The sequence below is a fragment of the Burkholderia sp. BCC1208 genome, from assembly GCF_902833095.1.
Classification (GTDB): Bacteria; Pseudomonadota; Gammaproteobacteria; order Burkholderiales; family Burkholderiaceae; genus Burkholderia.
In genome coordinates this window covers 541538-566396 of the sequence record NZ_CADFDY010000003.1, presented here as the reverse complement: position 1 = coordinate 566396, position 24859 = coordinate 541538, and the positions used below count along the sequence as shown (strand labels likewise).

Below are 24859 nucleotides of genomic sequence, written 5' to 3'. Positions count from 1 at the left end.
GTAGCCGTCTATGGGAACACATGAAGGTAGCCTTTTATGGGGTGCTTTTCTCGATCGGTAGTCGAATGTGTGCACAGCGATTTTTCTCGGGTAGCCGGTTATGGGGAGTCTCTCAGGTATCCATTTATGGGAGGCTATTTCTGTCAATTCTCTGCTCATCGCTTCGGCGTCCCATGAAGCTTTCCCATAGACAGGGCCAAGGCCGTGGACAGGTTACCTTTTATGGGGAAAACGAATGGTTGCCATTTATGGGAGCGATTTCCACCTTGAGGACGGAAAGCAAGAGTGTCTCCGATACTGACAGGGACCCATCTATGGGAATCGACGAAGGTAGCAAGTTATGGGAGAAAACCTCGGTCGTGTTGCAGGGCACCACGAATCCTGCCGGCGATCTCGATTCCGCTCATTTGCCCCCATGGACGGGTACCTTCTTTGTGGCAAATCTTGTGCCGGGTTTCCCTGTGCACCCCTGAAAGGTAGCGACTTCTGGGAGGCTTTTTTGATCAAAAGGTAGATGGATATGGGGCTCTGCGCAAATCGCGTAACCGGCATTTTCCATTTTGTATCAGTGAGTTAAATAAGATAGTGAAAGTGATGCTGGAGCAAGGACGTTGCTCCGCGGCACGAAAAGGTATAAAGTCCGCTTTCAATAAGGCAACCTTACCCGGACACGACGATGCCGCGCAAGCCCGCAAGTAAAGGCTCAGACAAACAGGTTTCGCTGTTTCAGACCCCCGAGCCTCCCGACTTGTTGCGCAAGGCGGTCCAGGCGATTCATATCGCACCGAAGTCGGGAAAGATCGGTCTGCAACAGCGCAAGATGTTCAGCTCGCTGATCAAGAACGCGCTTCGGCAGGAGGCGTTCGAACCGGGCCGGACGAGCTTCTCGATCTCGATCGCGTCGCTGTCGCACGAGAGCGGATTGAACAGCAACAACACGAAGTACGTGAAGGACACGGTCAACTCGTTGATCAGTACCGTCGTCAACTGGGACTACCTGGCCGCGGACCGTTCGACGGTCTGGAAAGCGTCGGGCCTGCTCGCCGGCGCGGAGCTCGAGCAATCGGTGCTGAAGTACAGCTTCTCCGACCAGATTCGCAGCGAACTGCTCAATCCCGAAATCTACGCGCTGATCGATATGCGGATCGCGCGCGAGTTCCGGCGGTCGCACTCGCTCGCGCTGTGGGAAAACACGGTGCGCTACGAAGGGATCGGCATCACCGCGAAGATTCCGTTGCCGAAATTCCGTGACCTCATTCTCGGCCAGGACAAGGCATCGCAGTCGTACAAGGAATACAAGCTGTTCAAGAGCAAGGTCCTGGTGCCGTGCATCCAGGAGGTGAACGAAGTATCGGACCACACGCTCGAGCTGATCGAACACAAATCCGGCCGCAGCGTGGAAGCCGTGCAGTTCAAGGTGACGCGCAAGCAAAGCACCGATACGGTCGAAGAAGGCGACGTCAAGAACGAAGCGCTGGTCGACGAGGTCGCGAAGTTCGGCATTCCGCGTTCGGAAGCGCGCCGGCTGATCACGCAATACGGCGTGCAGCGCATCAAGGCGGCGATCGCCTATACGCTCAATCGGACTACGAAGAAGAATGCGGCGCCGGTCGACAACGTCGCCGCGTACTTCCGCAAGGCGCTGACGCACGGTTACACGCTGGCCGACGGGCAGGGAACCGAAGCAGCCGCGCCGGCGAAGGAGTCCGCGCAGAGCAAGCAGGAACAGATTCGCGACAAGTATCTGGCGGCGAAGGTCGAGGAAGCCGGCGCGTATTTCCGCGAGTTGGAGATCGACGACCAGACCAAGCTGATCGAGCGTTACAACGAGACGGTGGCGGGTTCGAAGGACCTGACGCTGTCGCCGAAGAAAAAGGCGAGCAAGCTGGCGCAGACCAGCTTCTTCCGATGGCTGGCACTCGACACCTGGGGCGAGCCGACCTCGGACGACCTGCTGGAATTCCTGCTCAAAAGCAGCCTCGCGGGCAACTGAACGAGGCCTCGCTGCCGTGCGCGCCTTCGCCGGACCATGGTGCGGTCCGGCGTTGCGGCGCAGTGCGGAGGCGAGACCTTTTGCCGGTGGACGTTACTTTGACGTGGCCGCCGCCAGATCGGCGACGTACGCGTCGATGACGGTCTTGAGCTTGTCGGCAAGCGCTTCCTGGTGGGATGCGTCGACGCCCTTGAGCTGCAGATCCAGACGCCCGTCCGGATAGGTTTTCAACTGGCCGATCGCGCGCGATTCGAGTGCGAAGTCATGACGGACGCTGTAGCGTGTGCGTCCGGGTTTCTTGGCGCCGTCGCTCTGCGTACGCAGGAAATTTTCGAGATCGCGGACGGATTTTTTCCGGTCGATCACGGCCGTCAGCAGCCGGTCGGCCGTCGGCTCGCCCAGGCGTTCGAAGATCAGCTTCAGGAAATACGCAGCCTGCAGACCGACCACGTCGTTTGCACTGGCCATCCGCTCCAGCAACGTATTCGGCAACGCGTTCAGCGACAGCGTCTTGCTGATCGATGCCTTGTCCTTGCCGATTTTCTCCGCCAGCGTGTTCTGGTCGGCAAAGACCTTCTCGTCCAGGAGACGTTTCCATGCCACCGCATCATCGAAGATCGTCTGGCGTTCGTGGTCGTGGTTCGCCCGATACGCGATCGTATAGAGCTGTTCGGGCGTGTGATCCGTGCGGAACGTCGCATTGATCGTTTCGTCGCCGTTGATGCTCGTCGCTCGCAGGCGGCGTTGCCCGTCGATCACGACGAGCTTGCCGGGAAACTCGGGGAGCCGCGTGACCTTGATCGGTTCGATCTGCCCTTCCCGTTTCAACGTCAGCGCGAGTTCGTGCAGGCTCGACTCCGAGTAGAACACGCGCGGGTTGAACGGGTTCGGGATGCAGTCCTTGACCAGCACCTTCTGCGGCGCGTCCAGATCGGACGTACCGGCGGGCGCGGTTGCGGCCGCTACACTGGCGGGCGTCGCTTCAACGACGGCAGCCGGTGCGGCCGCCGGCTCGGGCAGCCGCGTTTCGAGTGCCGCATTTTCCTGCGCGAGTCCGCGCAACAGGCCGGCTGCCAGATGCAGGTTGCCGGTCGGCTTCTTGTCTTTCGAGGTGTCCTTAGCCATGGGCGGCTCCGGTAGCGCGCGTCGACGCGATGTATTGGGCCATTTCCGTGACCAGCTTTTCGATTTCCGCCCGGGCTTCCTTCAGGCCCTTCATGTATCGATTGTGGTGATGGATCGTGGTACCGAGCGCGAACGTCTGACGATAGACCTCGCGTTGCGCGATCTGGCTGTCGAGCAGATGCTCCCCTATTTCTTCAGCCCTTAGAATTTTTAAAATTTCTTCACGCATTTTAGTTTTTCCATTAACACTATTCAACATCAATGCGGAAGAAAGTTGAGGGTTTCGAACGGCACGCATCGACTCGATCATGCGGATCATGGCGACGGTGCTGTACAGATCGGCCGGTGACGGCGAAAGCGGCACCAGGCAGAAGTCGGCCACTTCGAGGACGGATGCAATACGCGGATCTTCGAGGTTGCCGGGGCAGTCGACGACGATCACGTCGAAATTTGCGTCCTGCTTCTTGATCTCGCCGCCGATGCCGCGGCCGGCGGGCGCCAGCGACAGGACCGTCATCGGGAGTGTGTTCTCGCCGCTCGTGACCCAACGGACGGAAGTGCCTTGAGGGTCGGCATCGATCAGTGCGACCTTGTTGCCGCCGGCTTCGAACGCAGCCGCGATGTTGACGGAGATGGTTGTCTTTCCAGTCCCACCTTTTTGATTACTGACGGCGATCTTGAAAGCCATTGAATTCCTCCACGGAGTTTTTCGTAATATATGCAGTTATTCATGGAATGTCCAGAAAAGCGCTCGATCCCGTGGACGTTTTATTGAGCATTGTGGTTGTTACGTGACAAATAGGCCGAATGGCCAAAACACTATTCGCGAGTGACTCGATAAAAAATCGTCGACTACGGTTTATAAATAACAATCGACATAAAGAAAGCGACTGTCTTTGACATCGATAACGGACCATGGCGCTGAGACTTCATGCCTCGTCGTATGTTGATTCCATTCGAAGCTCGGTACGAATCCGTGTCCATGATGTTGTCGGCAGCGCGAAAAGAGGCAGTTGTCACGTGACAAGTCCCCGGACACTCGATTCCTCCCGAGGCGTACGTGGCGGGGAAGTCTTCGATGCGAGTACTACTTGGGTGGCGATGAAGCCGCTTAACTTCAATTGCCGATGCGTGGCTCGTGACTACCTACGCTTACCTGGCGACGAGATGGGTTGTCACGTGACAAACGCCTCCAGGCGCGCACCGAGGAGAGACTTTGCGATCATCAACGAATAGCCGTGGTTGGTCGATCCAGTCTGCGTAGGAGGCGTATTGCTCAGGAAAAAGGCGTCGCCGATAGCTTTTAGTCCACCTGGCACGTCGCTGAATCGGTAAGTTGTCACGTGACAACAGGAGGCGATGTCTGGAAGCTCGGGCGGCGTGAGGACGTATAAAGAATGCGTTCCGGGCGGCATTGCAAAGGAGCGTCCGGGTAGCGAGATCCGGGCATGATTGGCGGCTCACCTGATTCCTCTCGTCGTGCGTGCGCTCGTATGCTGACGCGATGCCACTGAGCGATTGCCGAGGTATGTCCCAAAGGGGATATCGTCATCGTATTGATATGTCCCTATTTTTGTGGGCGTGAAGTTTGGCATCGCCGCTCGTACTGCTCTTGGCATCGCCGCTCGTACTGCTCGGATAGGGCAGGGGGTTAGTTTTGTGGCAGGTATCCGATGCGTTGCACCGGGGGTAGCAAAGTGCGTAAGGTTGCAGCGTATATAGGCCGCAATTGGTGCCGAATGCACGTGCCAGAAGCATGTGACGATCTAAACGAGGCGGGTCGTGAAACATTCTCCGAAAATCGGTGGTTGCCGGAAATCCTTGTGTGGCAATGGCTTGCGCCATATTCTTCATGTTGTTTCACGCGAAAAGAGGACAGCGGCGCCCAGAAATGGGGGCGTATGCTTTTTCAGCCTACCAACGTGAAAGTTGATGCCAACGGCATGCAAATTTGTTTTTGATAGTACGTAATTTGTAGTGTTCGATACGTTTCTCGATGAGGCATCTCCGGAGGACATCGACATGCCGGCGGATCGGTGCACAACCGAACGGCGTCGAGGCGCCAATTCAGCGCAACGTGCGCCGATATTTAGCGCCAGTTGTCACGTGACAACGCATCTCTCGAGCACCCGATTCATGGAATCTGAGAGCATCGCGAGAAGAAGCTAAGGTTGGAGGAGGCGGGAAGAAATCCGGTGCGCGGCCGGTACAACGTAGTCTTCGGAAGAGGAACGAGCCCACTCGACCCATCGTGCGAGAAGCCCATCCCGCACCTTGGAGATCCCGTCAGAACCAGCACATCTCCCCCGTCGCCCATCGCGATCAATAACTCGCCACGATCGACAGAGCGACGTCCGCGCCACCTCTCAGGCTATCGATATCCCTTCGCGGAGAGTTACCGAATAGCCGACTATATTCGCGGTTGAACTGGGTTGGGCTCGCATACCCGACCCGGAAGGCCGCCGAGGCAGCGTCGAGCCGCTCCGCCAGCATCAGTCGACGTGCCTCGTTGAGCCGTATCCATTTCTGATACTGCAATGGACTCATGCCGGTGAGCTGACGGAAGTGGTGATGGAAGGTCGAGCTGCTCATCTGAACCTGCGCCGCGAGATCATCGACGCGTAACGACTCGTCATAGTGAGCGCGCAACCACCGGATCGCGCGTGACACGCGGTTGCACTGACTGCCGGCGGACGCAATCTGGCGCAGCCGGGCGCCCTGGTCGCTCGTCAGCAGCCGATAGTAAATTTCCCGCTCGACGTACGGTGCGAGAACGGGAATGGCGTTCGGGTCGTCCAGCAGCGCGAGTAACCGGTTTAGCGCGTCGTACAGCGGTTCGGTCATGTCGCCGACGACGAGTCCGCGGCCTGCTGGCGCATCGTCGTGATCCGGCGCGACTTGCATCATCAGTTCGGCCATGACGCGGAAGTCGAGCTTGAGGCCCAGCCCGAGAAACGGTTTGTCGGGGCGGGCCTCGACGATCTGCGTCGAACCGGGCAGATCGAGAGACGTGATCAGAAAGCGGTCGGCGTCGTAGATGTAGGCGTCCCCGCTCTGCATGACCTGCTTCGCACCCTGAACGACGAGGCCGAAGCTCGGCTCGACCATGCATTCCATCGGCAGCGTCGGTGCTTCCCTTCGATGAAAGCTCAAGTTGGGAATGGCCGTGTTGAGCTGATTGACACCTTCGGTCCATCTCGCGACGCGCTCCGCGAGCGTCTGTCGCAGCTCGTTTTCACGGCTGCGGCGGATCGAACGATGGCCTGCCTGATCGAATGCCGCGATGGCGACGTCATCGTCTCCTTGGCCGGGTATGTATCGGACGGATACCGGATGCATGACTTCTCTACTCGAATAATCAGGTCGAAGGCAGGCCGTCGACGTGCAGGGGAGGCCGGCGGCACGCCCCCTGCCCGGAACGCACGTGCAACGACTGGCGGGCTACTTCGTTGCCTGCGATGCGCAAAGCTGCCGGCGTCGCGATTTCGCCGCCGGCGCTGGCGCGCGGTCGTCGACCGTGCGCCACCAGCGCTCACCGCGATGCGGTGCGCCGAGATCGAGGCGTTCGCCCATCCTCGGTGTCGACAGCTCGATGCCGCGCACGAGCGCCAACGCCGTGACACGCTCGAACGGCTCCTGCCAGCGATGCATGGCGAGGTCGAACGTGCCGTTGTGGATCGGGATCAGCCAGCGTCCGCGCAAATCGATGTGGGCCTGCACGGTTTCTTCCGGCTGCATGTGCACGTACGGCCATTGCGCATCATAGGCGCCTGTTTCGATCAGCGTGACGTCGAACGGCCCGAGGCGCTCGCCGATTTCCCGAAAGCCGTCGAAATAGCCTGTATCGCCGCTGAAGAAGAGGCGCAGGTCGTCGTCGACGATCACCCACGACGCCCACAGCGTACTGTTGCCGTCGAACAGGCTACGCCCGGAAAAGTGCTGGGCGGGCGTAGCCGTCAGCGTCAGCCCGGCCACGTCCATGCTTTGCCACCAGTCGAGCTGGCGGACCTTGTTCGCGTCGATACCCCATTCGATCAGCCGATCGCCGACGCCCAACGTCGTCACGAACACGCCGGTGGTTGCGGCAAGCGCGAGCACCGTGTCGCGGTCGAGGTGATCATAATGATCGTGCGACAGGATCACGCCGCGCAGCGGCGGAAGATCCTCCAGCGCGATCGGCGGCGCATGAAAGCGCTTGGGGCCGATGCGCCGAAACGGCGATGCGCGCTCGGCAAAGACCGGATCGGTCAACCAGAATTCGCCGCGCAACTTCAGCAACAGCGTCGAATGGCCGAGCCGGTACAGGCTGCGATCGGGCGCCACGTCGAGTTCGGCGCGGGTCAGCGAATCGACGGGCAAGGCGCCGGCGGGCACGGTATGACGCGGCTTGTTGACCAGCATGTTCCAGGCGATTCCCAGCGTCTTGCCCAATCCTTCGGCGGGCCGCGGCGCGACGTTGGCAAAGCGCTCGCCGTTGTGCTGCGGCGAACCGCCGGGCAGCGTCCGGCCACGTCGGGCGGCCGCGAGGCCCAGAATGCGGTGAATCAAAACGAGAGGCGATGCCATGTGGGTCCGTCCGGAGAATAAAGTACACTAAACAGTGTAGTTTATCTTTGGGATAAGTAAACTGCACGGTGTAAAATTTCTGAATGGATACCAGCACTCCCCCTCAGCGTCTGACCGATCGAAAGCGCGCGGCCATCGTCGACGCGGCGATCGAGGAATTTCTTGCGGCGGGCTACGATGCAACGAGCATGGATCGCATCGCGGCACGCGCGGACGTGTCGAAGCGCACCGTCTACAACCACTTCCCGGGCAAGGAGACGCTGTTCGCCGCGATCCTGAACAAATTGTGGGACGCGACCCGGACCGGCAACTCGCCGACTTATCGCGCCGACGTGCCGCTGCGCGATCAACTGCTCGCACTGCTCGACCGCAAATTGCGGTTGATGAACGACGAGGCATTTCTCGCGCTGGCGCGTGTCGCGATCGGCGCGGCCATCCATTCGCCGGAACGGGCGCGCGACATGGTCGAACGCCTCGGCGAGCGTGAGGAAGACGTCGCGATCTGGGTGCGTGCCGCGGCGGCCGCCGGTCGTCTGTCGGTCGCCGATCCGGTGTTCGCCGCGCATCAATTGCATGGCGCCGTGAAGGCGTTCGCGTTCTGGCCGCAGATCACGATGGGCCAGCCGCCGTTGACGGTGCAGGAGCAGCAGAAAGTGGCGGAATCGGCGACCGACATGTTCCTCGCGTACTACGCGCGACCAGACGGCGGCACGGCGCGGCATCGCACGCTCGACTGAACGTGCATCCGTAAGCATCCGGATGCGCGGGCCAATCAAAATCGTTGCAATGCGCGAAACCTGCCGATCCGGGGAAAACGATCGGCTATCCGGCCCAAATTCGACGATACCGCCGGCGCATCCGAAGCCGACTGCGAGCAACTATCCATGAAGACGCTGTTGATCGTCTATCACACGATGACCGGAGGCACGCAGCAGATGGCCGAAGCGGCTGCCGGTGCGGCGCGCGAGCAGCCCGGCGTCGACGTCAGGCTGCAGCGCGCGGACGCGACGAGCGCAGACGACGTGCTGGCCGCCGACGCGTACCTGTTCGCGACGCCGGAGAATCTTGCGGCGATGTCGGGGCTGATGAAGGATTTCTTCGATCGCTGCTACTACGCGGCGCTCGATCGCGTGAACGGCCGTCCGTATGCGGCGATGATTTGCGCGGGAAGCGACGGACAGAACGCATTGCGCCAGATCGACCGGATCGCGACCGGATGGCGGTTGAAGAACGTCGCGCCCGGCCTGATCGTCTGCACGCATGCGCAGACGCCGGAGCGTATTCTCGCGACGAAGACGATCGACCGCGACGCGCTCGCGCGCTGCGCCGAACTGGGTGCGGGGCTCGCCGCGGGGTTGGCGCTGGGCGTTTTCTGATGACGGATGCGGCGGCGCCTATCGACCGAATCGACAAAGGCAGGATCCGCGGCTGTTCGCTCGATACCGTTCCACAACCGCCTAACCGACCGAATGCCGGCGCGCTAGCTGTCCTTTGCCGGTGCCGTCGCCGGAGGCCGGTGATATTCGGGCCAAAGACGTTTCACGAGATCGCGCGATGCGCCGTATGCGTAGCAGCTGTCTATCTTGAGCGGCTTTCCTTCGCTGTCGCGGTAATCGAGCGACGATCGCCGCATGCCGACCATCGTCTGATAGGCCGTCGTGGCGATCGGGCCGAGCAGTTCCTTCAGGTGCGTGCACGTCTCGCAGGACGGCAGGCGCTTGCGAATCTCGCTGTTCCAGCCGGCGCCGATGTTCAATCCGACGAGCGCCTGCAGCGAGTCGCCGCCGCCCGGACACTGCGCATACGGATGCGAGCGGATGAACGTGGATACGGCGCGCACGACCATGTCGATGTCGAAGACCAGTGTCACGCCGAGATCGTGGAGCGGCGTCAGCGCCGCGACTGTCCGCGTGCCGCCGGGTGGCTTGAAATCGCTGGTCTTGCGGTCCGCGAGGCAGGCCGTCACTTCGAACAGGCCATCGCTGCGCCGATAGCCGCGCATGTCGATCTGCCGATGGTGAATCTCCTCGCGCGTGACGTCGTCGTGCGGGGTGTCGTCTTGGGAAACCATGCATCCGCTCCATCGCTCGTAACCGGGTCTTTTCGCAGGCAACGGAATCGCGTCCGATCGATCAGGCGTGCGGTGAAACGCAGGCGGGACATGCTGCCAACGAAGTCGATTCGGCCATACTACGCACTTTCCGATATCTTCGTCCGCGACGCGATCGATGCGGACGCAACGAATCGTGCACCGATGCCGGCGCAAACAAGGGGCGGGCGTGTCGCGCGGCGTCGGGCAGCCACGCCACGCAACGCAACGCGTCGCGGATGGGGCACGACGCTGTTCGACGGCCGTCGCGCGGACCATTGCGTATCGAGTCTCCGCCCAGCCCGATTTCGGGGAGTAGCCGCGAATGGCGTGACATCCGGAAACGTATCCATATAATGCGCAACACGACCGCGTGGACGCATTTTCGGCGTTGCGGATCGGGCAAATGCAGACCGGCGAGTCAACCGGCCGCCCCGCGTACCGGTATACTTCCACTCCTGTCTTGTCCGGCATCGAGGCCGGGTGCCTGAAACAGAGTGGCGTGCGCGATGCGGCCCCGTAGTATTCCGCATCGGCGGCAGGCCGGCCGCACGCGCGGCGGCGACGCTTTTATGCCGCGCGGCACGGCCGCACGAACCACACCTTATATTCCTGGTGGATTGAATTTATGGGTTTTGAACAACTTGCCGAATTGCGGGCGCAGCTCGCAGCGAAGGCCAAGCAGGAGCGCAACGCGAAGCGGCCGGCAGCGCCGACGGACGCCGGCGCGAAGCCGAAGTCCGGCGACCAGCCGTCCCGCGGCGCCAAGCCGGGTGCCGGCGCGAAGCCGCAGCACCGGGCGAAGCCTGCTTCGGCGAAGCCGTCGGCGCCGGTCGATCCGGTCATCGTCGCAATCGGCAAACTGCAGCGGAAGTTTCCGCGCGCGTTCCCGAAGAATCCGGCTCCGAAAGTGCCGCTCAAGGTCGGCATCTGGGACGATCTCGCACGCGAAGCGCAGGCCGTCGGCCTCAACGAAGCCGAATTGCGCGAAGCAATGTCGACGTGGTGCCGCGGCAACCGCTACTGGTCCTGCCTCGTCGAAGACGCGGTGCGCGTCGACCTGCAGGGCAACGAAGTCGGGCGCGTGACGCACGACGACGCGGCGCGTGCGCGCCGCCTGAAGGCTCGCCGCCCCGGCAAGGGTGCGGCGCAATCGGCCAAGGGTGCACCGCAGCAGCCGAAGGCCGAGCAGCAGGCCGAGACCGCTGCCGCGTCGCAACCGGCGCAAGCCGAGGCGGAAGCGGAAGCGAAGGCCCAGACCGACGCCGCGCCGCAGGTCGAACAGCAAGCGGCCGGCAACGAGTAATTCGCACGGCGCTCGCCGACCCTACGGCGCGTACCCGCATGCAAGTCGCATGCGGTGCATGACACGACAGACCGACCTGCCTCGACCGAGGCAGGTCGGGACTGCCTCCCCCGCCGCAGAACCTCCCGGTACATCACCCTCTCGTCGAACAGACAACGCAACCGGACGACTAACGATCGACGTCGGCGCGCATGATATTTCGATTGTGCAATGCTATGCATAACTGATTAACTCGCCGCGTCGACCAGATGATTCGTTTTACGAAATGATCGAGTGGAATCGTCAATCGCCGCGCGAGCGATCCCGCCCGCCCATCCGGACAAAACGGTGCGCGATAATCCCGACTGGGCGCGGGCAAGCCGGGCGCCACGATACGACCCGCCTTTCGAAAAGTAAGGTCAGCCCGTCCCGACCCAAAGCCACGCTTGGCTTCATCAACGTCAATTCGACCCGGACCATGAACCCGAGACATTCCGCGATTTTCGTCGCGCTCGCGGCCGCCGCGCTGTTCGGCGCCGCGACACCGCTCGCCAAGGCGCTGGTCGGCGCGATCTCGCCGTTCATGGTCGCCGGCCTTTTCTATCTCGGCAGCGGTGTCGGGCTCGGCATCGGGATCCTGCTGCGCGGCTGGCACAGCCGACGCGCACCGGCCGTGGATGCCGCGCCGTTGCAGCGTGCCGATCTGCCGTGGCTGGCCGGTGCGATCGCGGCGGGCGGCGTGGCCGGCCCGGCACTGTTGATGCTCGGGCTGTCGAGCACGCCGGCGGCGACGAGCGCGTTGCTGCTCAACCTCTAAGGTGTGCTGACGGCCGTGATCGCGTGGGTCGTATTTCGCGAGAACGTGGATACGCAGGTATTCCTCGGCATGGTGGCGATCGTCGCCGGCGGCACGCTGTTGTCGTGGACGCCGGGCCGCGCCGGCGTGCCGGTCGGAGCGCTGCTGATCGTCGGCGCATGCTTGTGCTGGGCGATCGACAACAACCTGACCCGCAAGGTCGCCGCGAACGACGCGATGGTGATCGCGTGCGTGAAAGGGCTGATCGCGGGGCCCGTGAACATCGGCGTCGCGCTGGCAACCGGCGCGACGCTACCTGCGATACCGGTCACGGCCGCGGCGATGCTGACGGGGCTCGGCGGCTACGGGATCAGCCTCGTGCTGTTCGTGGTCGCGCTGCGCCATCTCGGCAGCGCGCGCACCGGCGCGTACTTTTCGATCGCCCCGCTGTTCGGGGTCGTACTGTCGCTGCTGATCTGGCCCGCGCTGCCACCCGCGACGTTCTGGATCGCGGCCGCGCTGATGGCGCTCGGCATCTGGCTGCACGTGCGCGAACGGCACGAACACACGCATGCGCACGAGCGGCTCGAGCATACGCATCGGCATCGGCACGACGACCATCACCAGCACGCGCACGACTTTCCGTATGACGGCGACGAACCGCACACGCATCCGCACGTGCATCTGCCGATCACGCACAGCCACGCACATTTTCCGGACATTCATCACAGGCATCGACACTGATCGTGTCGTCAGCGATGAGCGCTGCACATTCCAAGGTGACCGTTTATGGGAAACGCAGACAGCCGATCGTCGGCCCCGGAATGCGGATTGCAGGCATGTCGCGGACGCATGTACCGGCTTCGCGCACTGGAAGCCGTTCGTCGCTGGATCGTGCGGAGGGGGCGGAACACGCTCCGGCAACCGGTCTGCGCGTTTGCCGAACATGCGGTCGTTGTTGCGTGAAATATCGGCGATCCGCGAGTTTCGTGGAAGCGGGACGTGGCGCCGAAGTCGCGTAACGACACGTTCTGGCTGACGATGCGACGAAACAGACATCGGCACGCACGTCGCCGCGACGACCATCACGCTCGAGGAAAGCAGAAACCGAAATCCTCGCAGCCCAGGCAGCCGGGTGCGGGCCCGGGCGGCATGCCGAGCGATGCGGCCACTTCCTGCGCAAGGAATTTCTTCCAGCGCAGATGAGCGACGTTGCGCGCGGCGAGCGCGGGGAAAAAGCGCTCGAGCATCGCGGATACCGCGTCGCGCCCATCGAGCCCGAGGTCGCGCCACAGATGATCGGGGCGCAGGCACGCATGCGCGACGATCGAGGCGAGGCAGTCTGCGTCGTCGCGGGCGACGGCCGGATTGGCGTCATCCATCAGCCGTGCGTGCAGCGTCGCGACGAATGCCGAGTGGGCGGCCGGCAACGGTGGCGGCGCGGCCGTCGGCACCAGTGCGGCGGTATCGACCGATCGCAGATGCGGAAACTGCCGGGCCAGCAGGCCGGCGAACTGGCCGGGAGACAAGCCCAGCAGCGAGAGCTCGTTGCGACCCGCGCGTGCCGCAACGAGTGCGCCGAACAACTGCGCGTCGGGCACGTCGGCGTTGGTCGCGGCGGATTGCAACGAATGCAACACCCGTTCATGCGTGTGATCGGTCGAGGCGGTCATCGTCAACCTCCGGACGAGAACCCGGCCGCACTCATACGCGGCGCACGATGAAGCGCCATCGCATCCGTCACGCGATCACTCGACGCCGACGATCACGCTCGATGCCTTGAAGATCGCGGATGCGGCGGTGCCGCTCGCGAGACCGAGACGATCGACGCTGTCATTGGTGACGATCGCGACGATCTCCGCGCCGCCCGCGGCCTTGATCACGACCTCCGAATTGACCGCGCCCTTCGCGACCGACGCGACGGTACCCGCGACGCAGTTGCGAGCCGACACCTTGCTGCCGTCGACGTCGACCATCACGATGACCGAGGACGCCTTGACGAGCGCGAACGCCTTCGTGCCGGCCGCGAGGCCCAGCGACGCGGCGCTGCCGTGGGTGATCACGGCGACGATCTCGAGGCCGTCCTGCGTGCGCAGCGTGATTTCGTCGTTGACGGCACCGGGTTTGACGGCGCCGATCTGGCCGGCGAATTGGTTGCGGGCGCTGGTTCGCATGATGACTCTCCGGGTGGATGCCGCGGCCTGGGCGGCCGCGGTGGCAGATGAATGGAAATGCATCGGCCAGTGTACCGTCAACGCGGATGCCATGGCGCGAATCAGGAGCGCTCGCCGTCATGGCGCGTTGCGTCATGCACGCGTTTCGTGCCGACGGCGATGACGCTACGGTGCTGACGCGCCAATCGCGGGTGCCGCGACGGGGGAGCCGGCGTCCGCCGCGGCTGTCGCGGCCGTCGCGCCGTCGCCGTCCCAACCGCCGCCGAGCGCGAGGAAGAGCCGCACCTGGTCGGCCGCGACCTGGCCCTCAGCCGCCGCGACCTGTGCCTGCACGCTCGTCAACGTGCGCGTCGCGTCGAGATCGGAGATGAACGATTCGCGGCCGGCCGCATAGAGACGATGCGTTTCGGCAGCGGAACTGCGGGCCGATTCGTAGGCCGTGCGCAGCGCATCCGTGCGCTGCACGTCGGCCGCATAGGTCGCGAGGCTCGACTGCGTTTCGCGCAGCGCATTCAGCACGACGCCGTCGAAGTGCGCGAGTGCGCCGCCCGTCGCGGCCTCGGCTTCGCGCACGCGCGCACGCTGGCCATTGACGGGGAACGACCAGCTGATCAGCGGGCCGAACGACCAGCGATTCGTGGTGGACGAAAACAGGTCGGCGGCGACGCCGACCGAGCCGGCCGACGCACCGATGCTGACCGACGGGTACAGCGCGGCGGTCGCCACGCCGATCCGCGCGGTCGCGGCGGCGAGCTGCCGCTCGGCTTCGCGTACGTCGGGACGGCGGCGCAGCAGCGCGGCGCCGTCGCCGATCGGAATCGGCCGACGCAGCTTCGGCAGACGCTCGCATTCGGCGGCGGCTTTCGGCAGGTCGGCCGGCGCGCGTGCGAGCAGCGCGGCGAGCTGGTACTGCGCGATCTTGCGGCGGCCTTCGAAGCGCGGAATGTCGGCGGCGAGCGTGCGCACCTGCGTCACGCCGCGTGTCACGTCGGTCTGGTTGCCGCGCCCGGCATCACGCAGCCGCTGCGACAGCGCGACGCGCTGCTTCTGCAGCGCGAGCGACTGCTTCGCGATCGCGAGTTCGTCGCCGGCCGAGCACGCTTCGACGTACGCGCGCACGACGTCGGCCACGACCGTGATGCGCGCCAGGTCGCCGGCCGCCTTGACGGCCTCGCTGTCCGCCCGCGCGGCTTGGACGCCGCGCCGCAGCTTGCCGAACAGGTCGAGCTCGTACGACACGTTGATACCGACCATGCCTTCGTTGACGATCGGCAGCTTGTTTTCGAGCAGGTATTGCTCGGCCGATTCCTGGGCGCGCTGCACGGCCGCTTCCGCGCTGCCCGAGAAGCCGCCCTGTTCGTTCGCGACCACCAGCGCCGCGCGCGAGCGGGCGAGATTGGCCGCGGCGACGCGCAGGTCGGTGTTCGATTTCAGCGCATCGCGCACGAGCCCGTCGAGTACCGGGTCGTCGTACAGTTGCCACCAGTTGCCGGGCACCGCGTCGCGCGACACCAGCGTGCCGTTCGCGTCGTCGAGCGCATGGTTCGCGAGCGGCGCATTGACGTACGCCTGTTGCGGCAACGTGTAGTCGGGGCCGACCGACTTGCACGCACCGAGGGCGAGCGCAAGCGGGGCGAGCGTCGCCGCGACGCGCAGACCGTGCCGCTTCATTGCGATGCTCCCACGGCGCTCGCGGCCGTACCGGACGCAGTCGGGGCCGCCGACGCGGCGCTGGCTGCGGCCGGTTTTGCATTGTCGTTGCGGCGCGCGTCGGCGTCGCGCATCGACACGGTCGCGGTGCGGCCCGCGATCATCCGGAAATCGTCCGGCACCTCGTCGAGCACGACGCGCACCGGCACGCGCTGCGCGAGCCGCACCCAGCTGAACGCCGGGTTCACGTTCGGCAGCAGGTTCGCGCCCTGCGTGCGGTCGCGATCCTCGATCGCGGCGACGATGCTCTGCACGTGACCGCGCAGCGCATGCGGTTCGCCCATCACGATGATGTCGACCGGCTGGCCGATATGGATGCCGCGCAGCTTGGTTTCCTCGAAGTAGCCGTCGACGCGGAACGAGTTGCGGTCGACGACCGACAGCACCGCGCGGCCGGCCGGCACGTATTCGCCGACGCGCGGGGCGCGGTCGTTCAGGTAGCCATCCACGGGACTGACGATCGTCGTGCGCTGCAGGTTCAGTTTCGCGGTATCGAGCGACACCTGCGCATCGGCGACGCTGGCTTCGCCCTGCTCGACGCGCGTGCGGCTTTCCTCGACCTGTTCGCTCGCGACCAGGTTGCCGAGTTGCACGTTGCGCGCGTATTCGCGTTTCGCCTGCGCCAGCGTCGCGCGGCGCTGCGCGAGCGTCGCTTCGGCGAGCCGTTCCGCGAGCGCGTAGCGCGCCTGGTCGATCACGAACAGCACCTGGCCGCGCTTGACTTCCTGGTTGTCGGCGACCTGCACCGACGTGATGAGGCCAGCCACGTCCGGCGCGACCTGGATCACGTCGGCGCGCACGTGCCCGTCGCGCGTCCACGGCGAGAACATGTAGTAGTTGATGATGCGCCACAGCACGAGGCCGGCCACGACGACGACGATCAGGGTGAGCAGGACTTGCCCTGCCGAGAGCCAGGTTTTTTTCACGTTAGGTAGCCACGAGTTGGTGGGACACGATCACGACGGCGGCCAGCACGAACACGTAGATGCCGAGGTCGAAGATCGAACGGTGCCAGACGAGGCGGTAGAAGCCGACGCGCTCGAGCACCGCGCGCACGACGATGTTGATCAGGTAAGCGATCAGCATCAGCACGAGCGGGGCCGGCACGAACACGCCGAAGATATCGATTTCGCCGATCATGGTCGCGCTCGGAAGGACAGGGTGGAAAGCCGGCTCATGCGCGCGCTCCGTCCGGCGCCTGCGGCGCTTGCGCGGCCGAGGCCGGATACAGCGACAGGCGCAGGCCGACGAGCGCGTGCAGCGTGTCGCGCAGCCGGCGGTGCGTGGCCGGCGCCGTTGGTGCGGCCGCGCCGTCGGCCGGCGCGGCGCCCGGCAGCGTGCGGCCGGCCACGCGCTGCAGCGCGTCGTCGATCGTCGCGAGCAGCGCGGGCGGCGCGGGCTGGCGCGCGTTCGCGGCCGCGCAGCGCGTGTAGTGATCGGTGACGCCGGCCAGCACGCGATCGATCGCGTCGGGCACGTCGCCCGACAGCCGGCGGCGCGAGCGGCGCAAGTCGAGCGCATTCAGCGCGATGCGCAGGTCGCGGAAGCTCTCGATCGACGGGTGGCGGTGGTCGTCGGACGCGCCGAGGCGCGGCAGCAGTTGCGTGACGCGATCGAGCATCCGCGATGCGTGGTTGCGCTGATCGTCGAGCGGCTGCGTCGACGCGGAGCGCGCGACGTCCTCCCAGCCCGAGCGCAGCAGGCGCCGCACCGCGAGTTCCGCGCCGAACGGGCGCGTCGCGCGCGTCCACACGTACGCGAACAGCAGCCCTGCCACACCGGCGAGGTTGCTGTTCAGGAACACGAAGAAATCGGCTTCGTACGCGCTCTGGATGCTGATGAAGGTGGCCGTGTTCACGGCGACGAGCATCGTCACCATGTTGAACTGCGGGCGCGGCAGCAGCGTGCCGATCAAGATGAACGGGCCCGCGAACATCAGCACGAGCATCGCGAAATCGTGCACGTGCGGCAACACGACGAACAGATACAGGCCCGCGAACACGACGCTCGCGGCGGTCGACAGGAAGAACTTGAACACCAGCGGCGCCGGCTCGTCGAGCGCGGCGAAGAAGCTGCACGACACGGCCACGAGCGTGACGGCGGCCGCGCCGTCGTGCCAGCCGGACGAGATCCACAGCCAGCACGCGAACACGATCGCGAACACGACGGTCAGCGTCGAGAACAGCATCATCCCGCGATCGAAGAAGCGCTCGGTGCCGCCGAGCCGCCAGTGCCGATAGCGCGGCTGCCACACGCCCGACTCGTTCGCGATCAGCGCGCGCAGCGAGCGGCAGTCCTGCCAGATGTCGATGACCTGGCGCAGCCGCCACAGCGCATTCGACAGCAGCGCGCCGTCCCAGCTCGCCAGCGCGCTGTCGGGCGGCTGCAGCGCGGCGATGCGCTCGCGCAGGTTGTCCGCGACCGGATCGTGGGCCATGTCGCCGTCGGAGCCGGTCTTGACGGCCGGCAGCGGCGCGTCGAACCATTTCGCGGCATCGGCCAGCAGCGCGTCGAGTGCGGGCGGGCGCACGTGCAGGTCGCGCATCAGCGCGATCAAGGGATCGGCGAGCGACGACATCAGCGGCAGGAACAGCTGCATGCGGCCCGCGAGCGCCTGCGCGCGGGCGAGGACACGCGGATGCGCATGGTCGTAGCCCAACTGACTCAGCAGGAACTCGAGGCCGGTGATCGTCGCGGCGAGCCGCTGCCGGCACGCGGACAGCGCCTTGCCGGCCAGGTGCCCGGACAGCGTTTCGCGGCCGTAGAACGCGGCGTCCTTGAACCACGCGTCGGTGCGCTCGATCAGTGTCGGCGCGAGCCGGTTCGGAAACACGGCGCTGCCGACCACGCTCGCGCAGACGATGCCGAGCACGATTTCCTCGGTGCGCGCGATCGCGACGTCGAATACCGTGGACGGATCGGTGACGGTCGGCAGCGCGATCAGCGGCATCGTATAGCCGGCGAGCATGAAGACGTAGCTGCGCGCGGTGCGGTCGGAGATCGCGAGGTACAGCAGCGTGCCGCACCAGGTCGCGACGATGATGCTGAACAGGAGCGGCGTCTCGACGAACGGCGGCACGAAGAAGATCGCGGCGGCCGCGCCGAGCGCGGTGCCGAGCGCGCGGTACAGCGCCTTCGAGCGCGTCGCGCCGACGAACGGGTTCGACACGATGTAGACGCTCGCCATCGCCCAGTACGGGCGCGGCAACTGGAAATACAGGCCGAGGTACAGCGCCAGCATCGACGCGGCGAACGTCTTGCCCGAGAACAGCCAGTCGCGAAGGCTCGGATAGGTCATGACGCGGAATCGACGGGGCGGGACGGGTGCGACGGGTGTGACGCCGAAGGATGCGGGTCGGCCGCGTTGAACGCGTTCAGCACGCGCAGCGTCGCTTCGAGATCGGCGCGCGACACGCCCTTGAGCACCTGTGCGCGCAGCGCGCGCAGGTCTTCCTCCATCTTCGCGGTGATCGCGCGGCCGGCGGCCGTCAGCGAGATCGTCTTCGCGCGGCGATCGTGCGGATCCTCGTCGCGGCGCGCGAGGCCGGCCGCGCACAGCTGGTCGAGCAGGCGCACGAGCGACGGCCCTTCGATGCCGACGTGCTCGGCGAGCGTGCCTTGCCGCACGCCTTCGCCGAGGCGGCCGGCGATCAGCAGCGGCGTCGCGCAGGCCTCGGATACGTTGTACGCGGTCAGCACGCCGTCGCTGGTGCGGCGCCACTTGCGCGCGGTGAGCACGAGCAGGCTGCTGACGGCGAGGCGGAGGTCGTGCAGATTGGTCATGGGCGAGATGATAGGGCAAAATCATTCGATAGCAAACTATCGGTTTTTGTCACCCGGATGACACAGCGCATGCGGCACGGCCGGCTCGTCTGAAGCAATCTAGGCGGCGTGCCGGCCGTGGTCAAGCTGTGAGGGTGGCGATCCCGAGCCGTCCGCGTGCGTGCGGCGACTATATTGAATGGTCAGACGAGAACCGTCCGGCAGCACGGTGCGCGGCGCGCGGCGGTTCTGCTTCGGCGGAAAGCCGTGCATCCAACCCGAAGCAGCTCGATGCGGCGCATCGCGCGTATGCGTGGACCGACGACGAGCAGGCGTGGGGCGTGGGCGCGGCGCGTGCTCGACGCCGTGGATGCGAGCGGCGGCGCGGCGGTAGCGCTCGACTGCAGGGTGGGTCGACACGTCGGTGATCCTCGATGCACCGCGCATTCTGCGAGGGTAGGCGGCCCGCGACATTCGTCTGAACAATAAAAGTGCCGGTGGCCCCGTATTCGCACGGGCACGCCGATTGCACCCCCGATCCGACCCGTAACGTCCTGCATTCGCACGCGATTGCACTAGGACAATATTTTCAGGGTGTCTTTCTGAGCGACCATGCGGAAGCCACGACGGAGACATCGAGATGGGACGGACCGAGGTATCGGCAGGCTGGCGCGACGCAATTGGCGCGGTGCACAGCATCGAGTCGAAATACAAGCGGCTCGTGAAGGCGATCGCCGGCGACATCGAGAACGGCGCGCTCGCGCCGGGCGCACGGCTCGCGCCGCAGCGCGACGTCGCATCGAGCCTCGGCGTCAGCGTGCAGACCGTCACCAATGCGTACAAGGAGCTGGAACGCCAGGGACTGATCCGCTGCGAGGTCGGCCGCGGCAGCTTCGTGGCCGCACGCGTGACCGAATCGATGTCGAACTACATCCTCGATACGACCGAGCGCGAACTGGTCGACTTCTCGATCGCGCGCATCGTGCACACGCCGGAGCACGATGCCGCGTGGCGCGGCGTGTGCGCGGCGCTGGCCGGCACCGACGATCAGCCGTGGATCCGCTCGTTTCGGCCGATCGCCGGCCTCGACGCGCATCGCGACGCCGGCGCCGCGTGGCTCGCGTCGCTGAACATGCCGGTGCACCGCGAATCGCTGCTGGTCACGAACGGCGCGGCGCACGGCATCTTTCTCGCGCTCGCGTCGATCGTCGGGCCGGGCGATACCGTGTTGTGCGAGAGCCTGACCGATCACGGCGTGATCGGCTCCGCGAACGTGCTCGGGTTTACGCTGAAGGGGCTCGAGATGGACGAGCACGGCCTCCGTCCCGAACACTTCGAGGAGATGTGCGACGGCGAGCGCATCAGCGCGCTCGTCTGCACGCCGACCCTCAATAACCCGACCGTGTCGCTGATGACCGATTCGCGGCGGCGGTCGATCGCGCGCATCGCGACGCGCTACGGCGTCTACGTGATCGAGGACGACGTGTACGGCCCGCTCCCCGAGAAGACGGGCACGCCGATCGCCAGCCTGATTCCGGAGCTGGGCTTCTACTGCACGAGCATGACGAAATCGGTGCTGACCGGCTTGCGCACCGGCTATCTCGCGATGCCGCGGCGGCTCGCGTTGCGCGTCGAGAGCGTGCTGCGCGTGAGCAGCTGGATGGCGACGTCGCCGATCGCGGAAATCGCGACGCGCTGGATCGCCGACGGCACCGCGCGGCGGCTCGTCGAACTGCAGCGCCAGCGGCTCGCCGTCCGCCAGGAGATGGTGAAGGCCGCGCTGGGGCCGTACGTGCTGGGTGCGCATCCGAACGCGCTTTCGGCATGGCTGCGCGTGCCCGACTACTGGCAGGCCGAGCGGATCGTGCGCGAATTGCGCACCCGCAAGATCGCGGTGACGTCGCCCGATCCGTTTCTCGTCGGCGGCACCGAGCGGCCGAACGCGGTGCGCGTGTGCATCGGCGCCGAAACTTCCGATGCCGCGTGCAACGCAGCGCTCGAGACGATCGCGGGCGTGTTCGAACAGTATCCGCACCTGAACGATTTCCACTGAACCGGCGGCGCTGCCGCGATATCGCGCGCAATGTATCAGGACATTCGAAAGCGCGATTTGGAACATTAGACTGGATCGCATCACATTCGTCGCGAGGCGTGCGTTCCATGTCTTTCCTGTCGCTGTCCGACGTCTACCGCGCGCGCCGTCGCCTCGCCGGGCGCGCCGACGGTACGCCGCTCGTCGCGTCCGCCGCGCTGTCCGCGTGCGTTGGCGCACCGGTCTACCTGAAGCTCGAAACGCTGCAGCCGACCGGCAGCTTCAAGCTGCGCGGCGCAACCAACGCGCTCGCGGAACTCGCGGCGCAGCGCGTGACGCGCGTGGTCACCGCGTCGACCGGCAACCACGGCCGCGCGCTCGCGCATGCGGCACGCGCGCTCGGCATCGACGCGACCGTCTGCATGTCGTCGCTCGTGCCGGCCAACAAGGTCGATGCGGTCGCGTCGCTCGGCGCACGCGTGGTGATCGTCGGCGACAGCCAGGACGACGCGCAGATCGAAGCGCGGCGCCTCGCGCGCGACGAAGGCTATGCGTACGTGCCGCCGTTCGACGATCCGCGCATCATCGCGGGGCAGGCGACGATCGGTGTCGAGATACTCGAGGCGCTGCCCGATACGGCGACGCTCGTCGTGCCGCTGTCGGGCGGCGGCCTGTTCAGCGGCGTCGCGTTTGCCGCGAAGGCGATCCGGCCGCCGATCGAGGTGATCGGCGTATCGATGGCGCGCGGCTCCGCGATGCATGCGAGCCTCGCGGCCGGCCGCCCGGTCGACATCGACGAGCAGCCCACGCTGGCCGATTCGCTCGGCGGAGGCATCGGCCTCGACAACCGCTACACGTTCGACATGACACGCGCGTTGGCCGACGACGTCGTGCTGCTCGACGAGCCGTCGATCGCGCGCGGCATCGCGCATGCGTATCGGGAAGAGCGGCTCGTCGTCGAAGGCGCCGGCGCGGTCGGCCTCGCCGCGTTGCTGGACGAGCGGATCGCGCGTCGCGATCGCGGTGGCCCGATCGTGGTCGTCGTGAGCGGCGCGAACATCGACATGGCCGCACATCGCCGGCTCGTTTCGGAGAACTGACATGGCCCATCCCGTCACGTTGCTCGGCCAGGCGCAACTGCGTGCGCTGGTGCCGCTCGATCTCGCCGCGATCGACCAGGTCGAGGCCGCGTTCGCGTCGCTCGCGACCGACGCGGTCGTGATGCCGCCGATCCTGAATCTCGCGTTGCCGGAGCGCCACGCCGAAGTGGACGTGAAGACGGCGTACCTGCCGCGCTTCGACAGCTTCGCGATCAAGGTCAGCCCGGGCTTCTTCGACAACCCGTCGCTCGGGCTGCCGAGCCTGAACGGGCTGATGCTCGTGCTGTCCGCGCGCACCGGCCTGACCGAGGCCGTGCTGCTCGACAACGGCTACCTGACGGCCGTACGCACCGCGGCGGCCGGCGCCGTGGCCGCGCGGCGGCTCGCGCGTGCCGATGCGCGCCGCGCGGCGATCGTCGGCGCGGGTGAGCAGGCGCGATTGCAACTCGCCGCGCTGATGCTCGTGCGCGACATCACGCACGTGACGGTGTGGGCGCGCGATACCGCGCGGGCCACGGAATTCGCGGCCGACGTGCGCGCGGCGCACGGCATCGATGCGACGGTCGCGCGCTCGGTGCATGCGGCGCTGGCCGACGCGGACATCGCGGTCACGACCACGCCGAGCCGCGCGCCGCTCGTGCACGCGGAAGACCTGCATCCCGGTCTGCACGTGACGGCGATGGGTTCGGACGCCGATTACAAGACCGAACTCGCGCCGTCGGTGTTCGGCGCCGCACGCTATTTCTGCGATCGGCTGCAGCAGACCCGCGTGGCGGGCGAACTCGCGCACGCGATCGCAGCCGGGGCCGTTGCAGCCGATGCCGTGTTTCCCGAACTCGGCGAAGTGATCGCCGGCCGCCGTGACGGCCGGACGCATCGCGACGACATCACGATCTGCGACCTGACCGGCACCGGCGCGCAGGACACCGCGATTGCCGTGCTCGCGCTGCAACGCGCGCGTGCGGCCGAAGTAGGCACGATTTTTCACAACGACCTCACGACTTGAGAGGAGACAGATGTCCGCAGTCATCGAAACCCAGAAAGCCGCGCCGCGTCTCGCGTTCGCACGCAGCGAATATGCCGCGCGCATCGCGAAGACGCGCGCGGCGATGGAGCGGGCCGGCATCGACCTGCTGATCGTCACCGACCCCACCAACATGGGCTGGCTGACCGGCTATGACGGCTGGTCGTTCTACGTGCATCAGTGCGTGCTGCTGGCGCTGGACGGCGAACCCGTGTGGTTCGGCCGCGGCCAGGACGCGAACGGCGCGAAGCGCACCGCGTTCATGGCGCACGAGAACATCGTCGGCTATCCCGATCATTACGTGCAGTCGACCGCGCGCCATCCGATGGATTACCTGTCGACCGAGGTGATCGCGGCGCGCGGCTGGAGCACGCTGCGCATCGGCGTCGAGCTCGACAACTACTACTTCAGCGCCGCCGCGTATGCGTCGCTGCAGAAGCATCTGCCGGCTGCGCGCTGGGTCGATGCGACCGCACTCGTCAACTGGCAGCGCGCGGTGAAGTCGCCGCGCGAGATCGAATACATGCGCGCGGCCGCGCGCATCGTCGAGCGGATGCATGCGCACATCGTCGAGACGATCGAGCCGGGCATGAAGAAAAGCGACCTGGTCGCGCAGATCTATGCGACCGGCATCGGCGGCGCGAACGGCTTCGGCGGCGATTATCCGGCGATCGTCCCGCTGCTGCCGACCGGCGCGGACGCGGCCGCGCCGCACCTGACCTGGGACGACTCGACGTTCTCGCGCGGCGCCGGCACGTTCTTCGAGATTGCCGGCTGCTACCGGCGCTATCACTGCCCGCTGTCGCGCACCGTCTATCTCGGCAAGCCGCCCGCGCACTTCATCGAAGGCGAGCGCGCGGTGGTCGACGGAATCGAAGCGGGGCTCGCGGCCGCGAAGCCGGGCAACGTGTGCGAGGACATCGCGAACGCGTTCTTCGCGGTGCTGCGCCGCGCGGGTATCGAGAAGGACAGCCGCTGCGGCTATCCGATCGGCGCGAGCTATCCGCCCGACTGGGGCGAGCGCACGATGAGCCTGCGTCCGGGCGACCGTACGGTGCTCGAACCCGGCATGACGTTCCATTTCATGCCGGGGCTGTGGCTTGACGACTGGGGGCTGGAGATCACGGAAAGCATCCTGATCACCGAGACCGGCGTCGAGACGTTCTGCAATGTGCCGCGCAAGCTGTTCGTGAAGGAGTAGGG

20 protein-coding genes and 1 pseudogene are annotated in these 24859 nt (G+C 65.5%); 9 read left to right on the top strand and 12 right to left on the bottom strand.

Annotated elements, in window-relative coordinates:
* Positions 1–676 precede the first annotated feature (676 nt).
* Positions 677–1993: a replication initiation protein gene (locus HWX09_RS10130; RefSeq protein ID WP_027786275.1), complete on the top strand. Its 1317-nt coding sequence runs from the start codon at positions 677–679 to the stop codon at positions 1991–1993.
* A gap of 93 nt (positions 1994–2086) precedes the next feature.
* On the opposite strand, the gene HWX09_RS10125 is transcribed toward HWX09_RS10130, so the two are convergent.
* From HWX09_RS10125 to HWX09_RS10110, 4 genes are all read right to left on the bottom strand, one after another.
* On the bottom strand, positions 2087–3118 hold the full coding sequence (locus HWX09_RS10125) for a ParB/RepB/Spo0J family partition protein (protein WP_027786276.1): 1032 nt from the start codon (positions 3116–3118) through the stop codon (positions 2087–2089).
* On the bottom strand, positions 3111–3806 hold the full coding sequence (locus HWX09_RS10120; RefSeq protein WP_027786277.1) for a ParA family protein: 696 nt from the start codon (positions 3804–3806) through the stop codon (positions 3111–3113). The genes HWX09_RS10125 and HWX09_RS10120 overlap by 8 nt, the downstream gene beginning before the upstream one ends.
* Before the next feature lie 1634 nt (positions 3807–5440).
* Positions 5441–6457: an AraC family transcriptional regulator gene (locus tag HWX09_RS10115; RefSeq protein WP_027786278.1), complete on the bottom strand. Its 1017-nt coding sequence runs from the start codon at positions 6455–6457 to the stop codon at positions 5441–5443.
* A 102-nt stretch (positions 6458–6559) separates the two neighbouring features.
* Entirely contained in the window at positions 6560–7684 is a 1125-nt protein-coding gene (locus HWX09_RS10110; RefSeq protein ID WP_027786279.1) for an MBL fold metallo-hydrolase, read from the bottom strand.
* Between the two features lie 83 nt (positions 7685–7767).
* Between HWX09_RS10110 and HWX09_RS10105 the strand changes: the two genes are divergently transcribed.
* Together HWX09_RS10105 and HWX09_RS10100 are read left to right on the top strand one after the other, a co-directional pair.
* Positions 7768–8421, top strand: coding sequence for a TetR/AcrR family transcriptional regulator (locus tag HWX09_RS10105; protein WP_027786280.1), 654 nt, complete (start codon positions 7768–7770; stop codon positions 8419–8421).
* Between the two features lie 147 nt (positions 8422–8568).
* Entirely contained in the window at positions 8569–9060 is a 492-nt protein-coding gene (locus HWX09_RS10100; protein ID WP_027786281.1) for an NAD(P)H-dependent oxidoreductase, read from the top strand.
* 104 nt (positions 9061–9164) lie between these two features.
* Here HWX09_RS10100 and HWX09_RS10095 read toward each other — a convergent pair whose 3' ends face one another.
* Positions 9165–9755, bottom strand: a complete 591-nt coding sequence (locus HWX09_RS10095) for a DUF2889 domain-containing protein (RefSeq protein ID WP_027786282.1) — start codon at positions 9753–9755, stop codon at positions 9165–9167.
* Between the two features lie 646 nt (positions 9756–10401).
* On the opposite strand from HWX09_RS10095, the gene HWX09_RS10090 reads away from it, so the two are divergent.
* Together HWX09_RS10090 and HWX09_RS10085 are read left to right on the top strand one after the other, a co-directional pair.
* Positions 10402–11079: a ProQ/FinO family protein gene (locus HWX09_RS10090; RefSeq protein WP_027786283.1), complete on the top strand. Its 678-nt coding sequence runs from the start codon at positions 10402–10404 to the stop codon at positions 11077–11079.
* A gap of 457 nt (positions 11080–11536) precedes the next feature.
* Positions 11537–12598, top strand: a pseudogene (locus tag HWX09_RS10085) (DMT family transporter).
* Between the two features lie 341 nt (positions 12599–12939).
* Here the strand turns inward: HWX09_RS10085 and HWX09_RS10080 are convergent.
* From HWX09_RS10080 to HWX09_RS10050, 7 genes are all read right to left on the bottom strand, one after another.
* The gene (locus tag HWX09_RS10080) at positions 12940–13527 is read right to left on the bottom strand and encodes a nitrogen fixation protein NifQ (RefSeq protein WP_027786284.1); all 588 of its coding nucleotides are present in this window, start codon (positions 13525–13527) and stop codon (positions 12940–12942) included.
* 75 nt (positions 13528–13602) lie between these two features.
* On the bottom strand, positions 13603–14028 hold the full coding sequence (locus HWX09_RS10075) for a TOBE domain-containing protein (RefSeq protein WP_027786285.1): 426 nt from the start codon (positions 14026–14028) through the stop codon (positions 13603–13605).
* Positions 14029–14193: 165 nt separating this feature from the next.
* Positions 14194–15699 (bottom strand): efflux transporter outer membrane subunit, encoded by a 1506-nt coding sequence (locus tag HWX09_RS10070; protein WP_027786286.1) that lies wholly within the window; start codon positions 15697–15699, stop codon positions 14194–14196.
* Positions 15696–16664 (bottom strand): HlyD family secretion protein, encoded by a 969-nt coding sequence (locus HWX09_RS10065; RefSeq protein WP_027786287.1) that lies wholly within the window; start codon positions 16662–16664, stop codon positions 15696–15698. The genes HWX09_RS10070 and HWX09_RS10065 overlap by 4 nt, the downstream gene beginning before the upstream one ends.
* Position 16665: 1 nt before the next feature.
* Positions 16666–16878 (bottom strand): DUF1656 domain-containing protein, encoded by a 213-nt coding sequence (locus HWX09_RS10060; RefSeq protein ID WP_006481008.1) that lies wholly within the window; start codon positions 16876–16878, stop codon positions 16666–16668.
* A gap of 34 nt (positions 16879–16912) precedes the next feature.
* Positions 16913–19036 carry an FUSC family protein gene (locus HWX09_RS10055; RefSeq protein ID WP_027786288.1) on the bottom strand — a complete coding sequence of 708 codons (2124 nt, stop codon included), beginning with the start codon at positions 19034–19036 and terminating at the stop codon, positions 16913–16915.
* Entirely contained in the window at positions 19033–19521 is a 489-nt protein-coding gene (locus tag HWX09_RS10050) for a MarR family transcriptional regulator (protein WP_027786289.1), read from the bottom strand. Before HWX09_RS10050 ends, HWX09_RS10055 begins: the two co-directional genes overlap by 4 nt.
* 619 nt (positions 19522–20140) lie before the next feature.
* Between HWX09_RS10050 and HWX09_RS10045 the strand changes: the two genes are divergently transcribed.
* From HWX09_RS10045 to doeA, 4 genes are all read left to right on the top strand, one after another.
* A complete protein-coding gene (locus tag HWX09_RS10045; RefSeq protein WP_027786290.1) occupies positions 20141–21553 on the top strand; it encodes a PLP-dependent aminotransferase family protein in 1413 nt (470 codons plus the stop codon).
* 107 nt (positions 21554–21660) lie between these two features.
* Entirely contained in the window at positions 21661–22632 is a 972-nt protein-coding gene (eutB, locus tag HWX09_RS10040) for a hydroxyectoine utilization dehydratase EutB (protein ID WP_027786291.1), read from the top strand.
* 1 nt (position 22633) lies between these two features.
* Positions 22634–23638: a cyclodeaminase gene (locus tag HWX09_RS10035; RefSeq protein WP_027786292.1), complete on the top strand. Its 1005-nt coding sequence runs from the start codon at positions 22634–22636 to the stop codon at positions 23636–23638.
* A gap of 10 nt (positions 23639–23648) precedes the next feature.
* The gene (doeA, locus tag HWX09_RS10030) at positions 23649–24857 is read left to right on the top strand and encodes an ectoine hydrolase DoeA (protein ID WP_027786293.1); all 1209 of its coding nucleotides are present in this window, start codon (positions 23649–23651) and stop codon (positions 24855–24857) included.
* Positions 24858–24859: the final 2 nt, after the last annotated feature.

Excerpts from the sequence above, each read along its gene's own strand:
- HWX09_RS10130 (WP_027786275.1), top strand. The coding sequence starts at position 677 with ATGCCGCGCAAGCCCGCAAGTAAAGGCTCAGACAAACAGGTTTCGCTG.
- HWX09_RS10125 (WP_027786276.1), bottom strand. The coding sequence starts at position 3,118 with ATGGCTAAGGACACCTCGAAAGACAAGAAGCCGACCGGCAACCTGCAT.
- HWX09_RS10120 (WP_027786277.1), bottom strand. The coding sequence starts at position 3,806 with ATGGCTTTCAAGATCGCCGTCAGTAATCAAAAAGGTGGGACTGGAAAG.
- HWX09_RS10115 (WP_027786278.1), bottom strand. The coding sequence starts at position 6,457 with ATGCATCCGGTATCCGTCCGATACATACCCGGCCAAGGAGACGATGAC.
- HWX09_RS10110 (WP_027786279.1), bottom strand. The coding sequence starts at position 7,684 with ATGGCATCGCCTCTCGTTTTGATTCACCGCATTCTGGGCCTCGCGGCC.
- HWX09_RS10105 (WP_027786280.1), top strand. The coding sequence starts at position 7,768 with ATGGATACCAGCACTCCCCCTCAGCGTCTGACCGATCGAAAGCGCGCG.
- HWX09_RS10100 (WP_027786281.1), top strand. The coding sequence starts at position 8,569 with ATGAAGACGCTGTTGATCGTCTATCACACGATGACCGGAGGCACGCAG.
- HWX09_RS10095 (WP_027786282.1), bottom strand. The coding sequence starts at position 9,755 with ATGGTTTCCCAAGACGACACCCCGCACGACGACGTCACGCGCGAGGAG.
- HWX09_RS10090 (WP_027786283.1), top strand. The coding sequence starts at position 10,402 with ATGGGTTTTGAACAACTTGCCGAATTGCGGGCGCAGCTCGCAGCGAAG.
- HWX09_RS10080 (WP_027786284.1), bottom strand. The coding sequence starts at position 13,527 with ATGACCGCCTCGACCGATCACACGCATGAACGGGTGTTGCATTCGTTG.
- HWX09_RS10075 (WP_027786285.1), bottom strand. The coding sequence starts at position 14,028 with ATGCGAACCAGCGCCCGCAACCAATTCGCCGGCCAGATCGGCGCCGTC.
- HWX09_RS10070 (WP_027786286.1), bottom strand. The coding sequence starts at position 15,699 with ATGAAGCGGCACGGTCTGCGCGTCGCGGCGACGCTCGCCCCGCTTGCG.
- HWX09_RS10060 (WP_006481008.1), bottom strand. The coding sequence starts at position 16,878 with ATGATCGGCGAAATCGATATCTTCGGCGTGTTCGTGCCGGCCCCGCTC.
- HWX09_RS10055 (WP_027786288.1), bottom strand. The coding sequence starts at position 19,036 with ATGACCTATCCGAGCCTTCGCGACTGGCTGTTCTCGGGCAAGACGTTC.
- HWX09_RS10050 (WP_027786289.1), bottom strand. The coding sequence starts at position 19,521 with ATGACCAATCTGCACGACCTCCGCCTCGCCGTCAGCAGCCTGCTCGTG.
- HWX09_RS10045 (WP_027786290.1), top strand. The coding sequence starts at position 20,141 with ATGGGACGGACCGAGGTATCGGCAGGCTGGCGCGACGCAATTGGCGCG.
- eutB (WP_027786291.1), top strand. The coding sequence starts at position 21,661 with ATGTCTTTCCTGTCGCTGTCCGACGTCTACCGCGCGCGCCGTCGCCTC.
- HWX09_RS10035 (WP_027786292.1), top strand. The coding sequence starts at position 22,634 with ATGGCCCATCCCGTCACGTTGCTCGGCCAGGCGCAACTGCGTGCGCTG.
- doeA (WP_027786293.1), top strand. The coding sequence starts at position 23,649 with ATGTCCGCAGTCATCGAAACCCAGAAAGCCGCGCCGCGTCTCGCGTTC.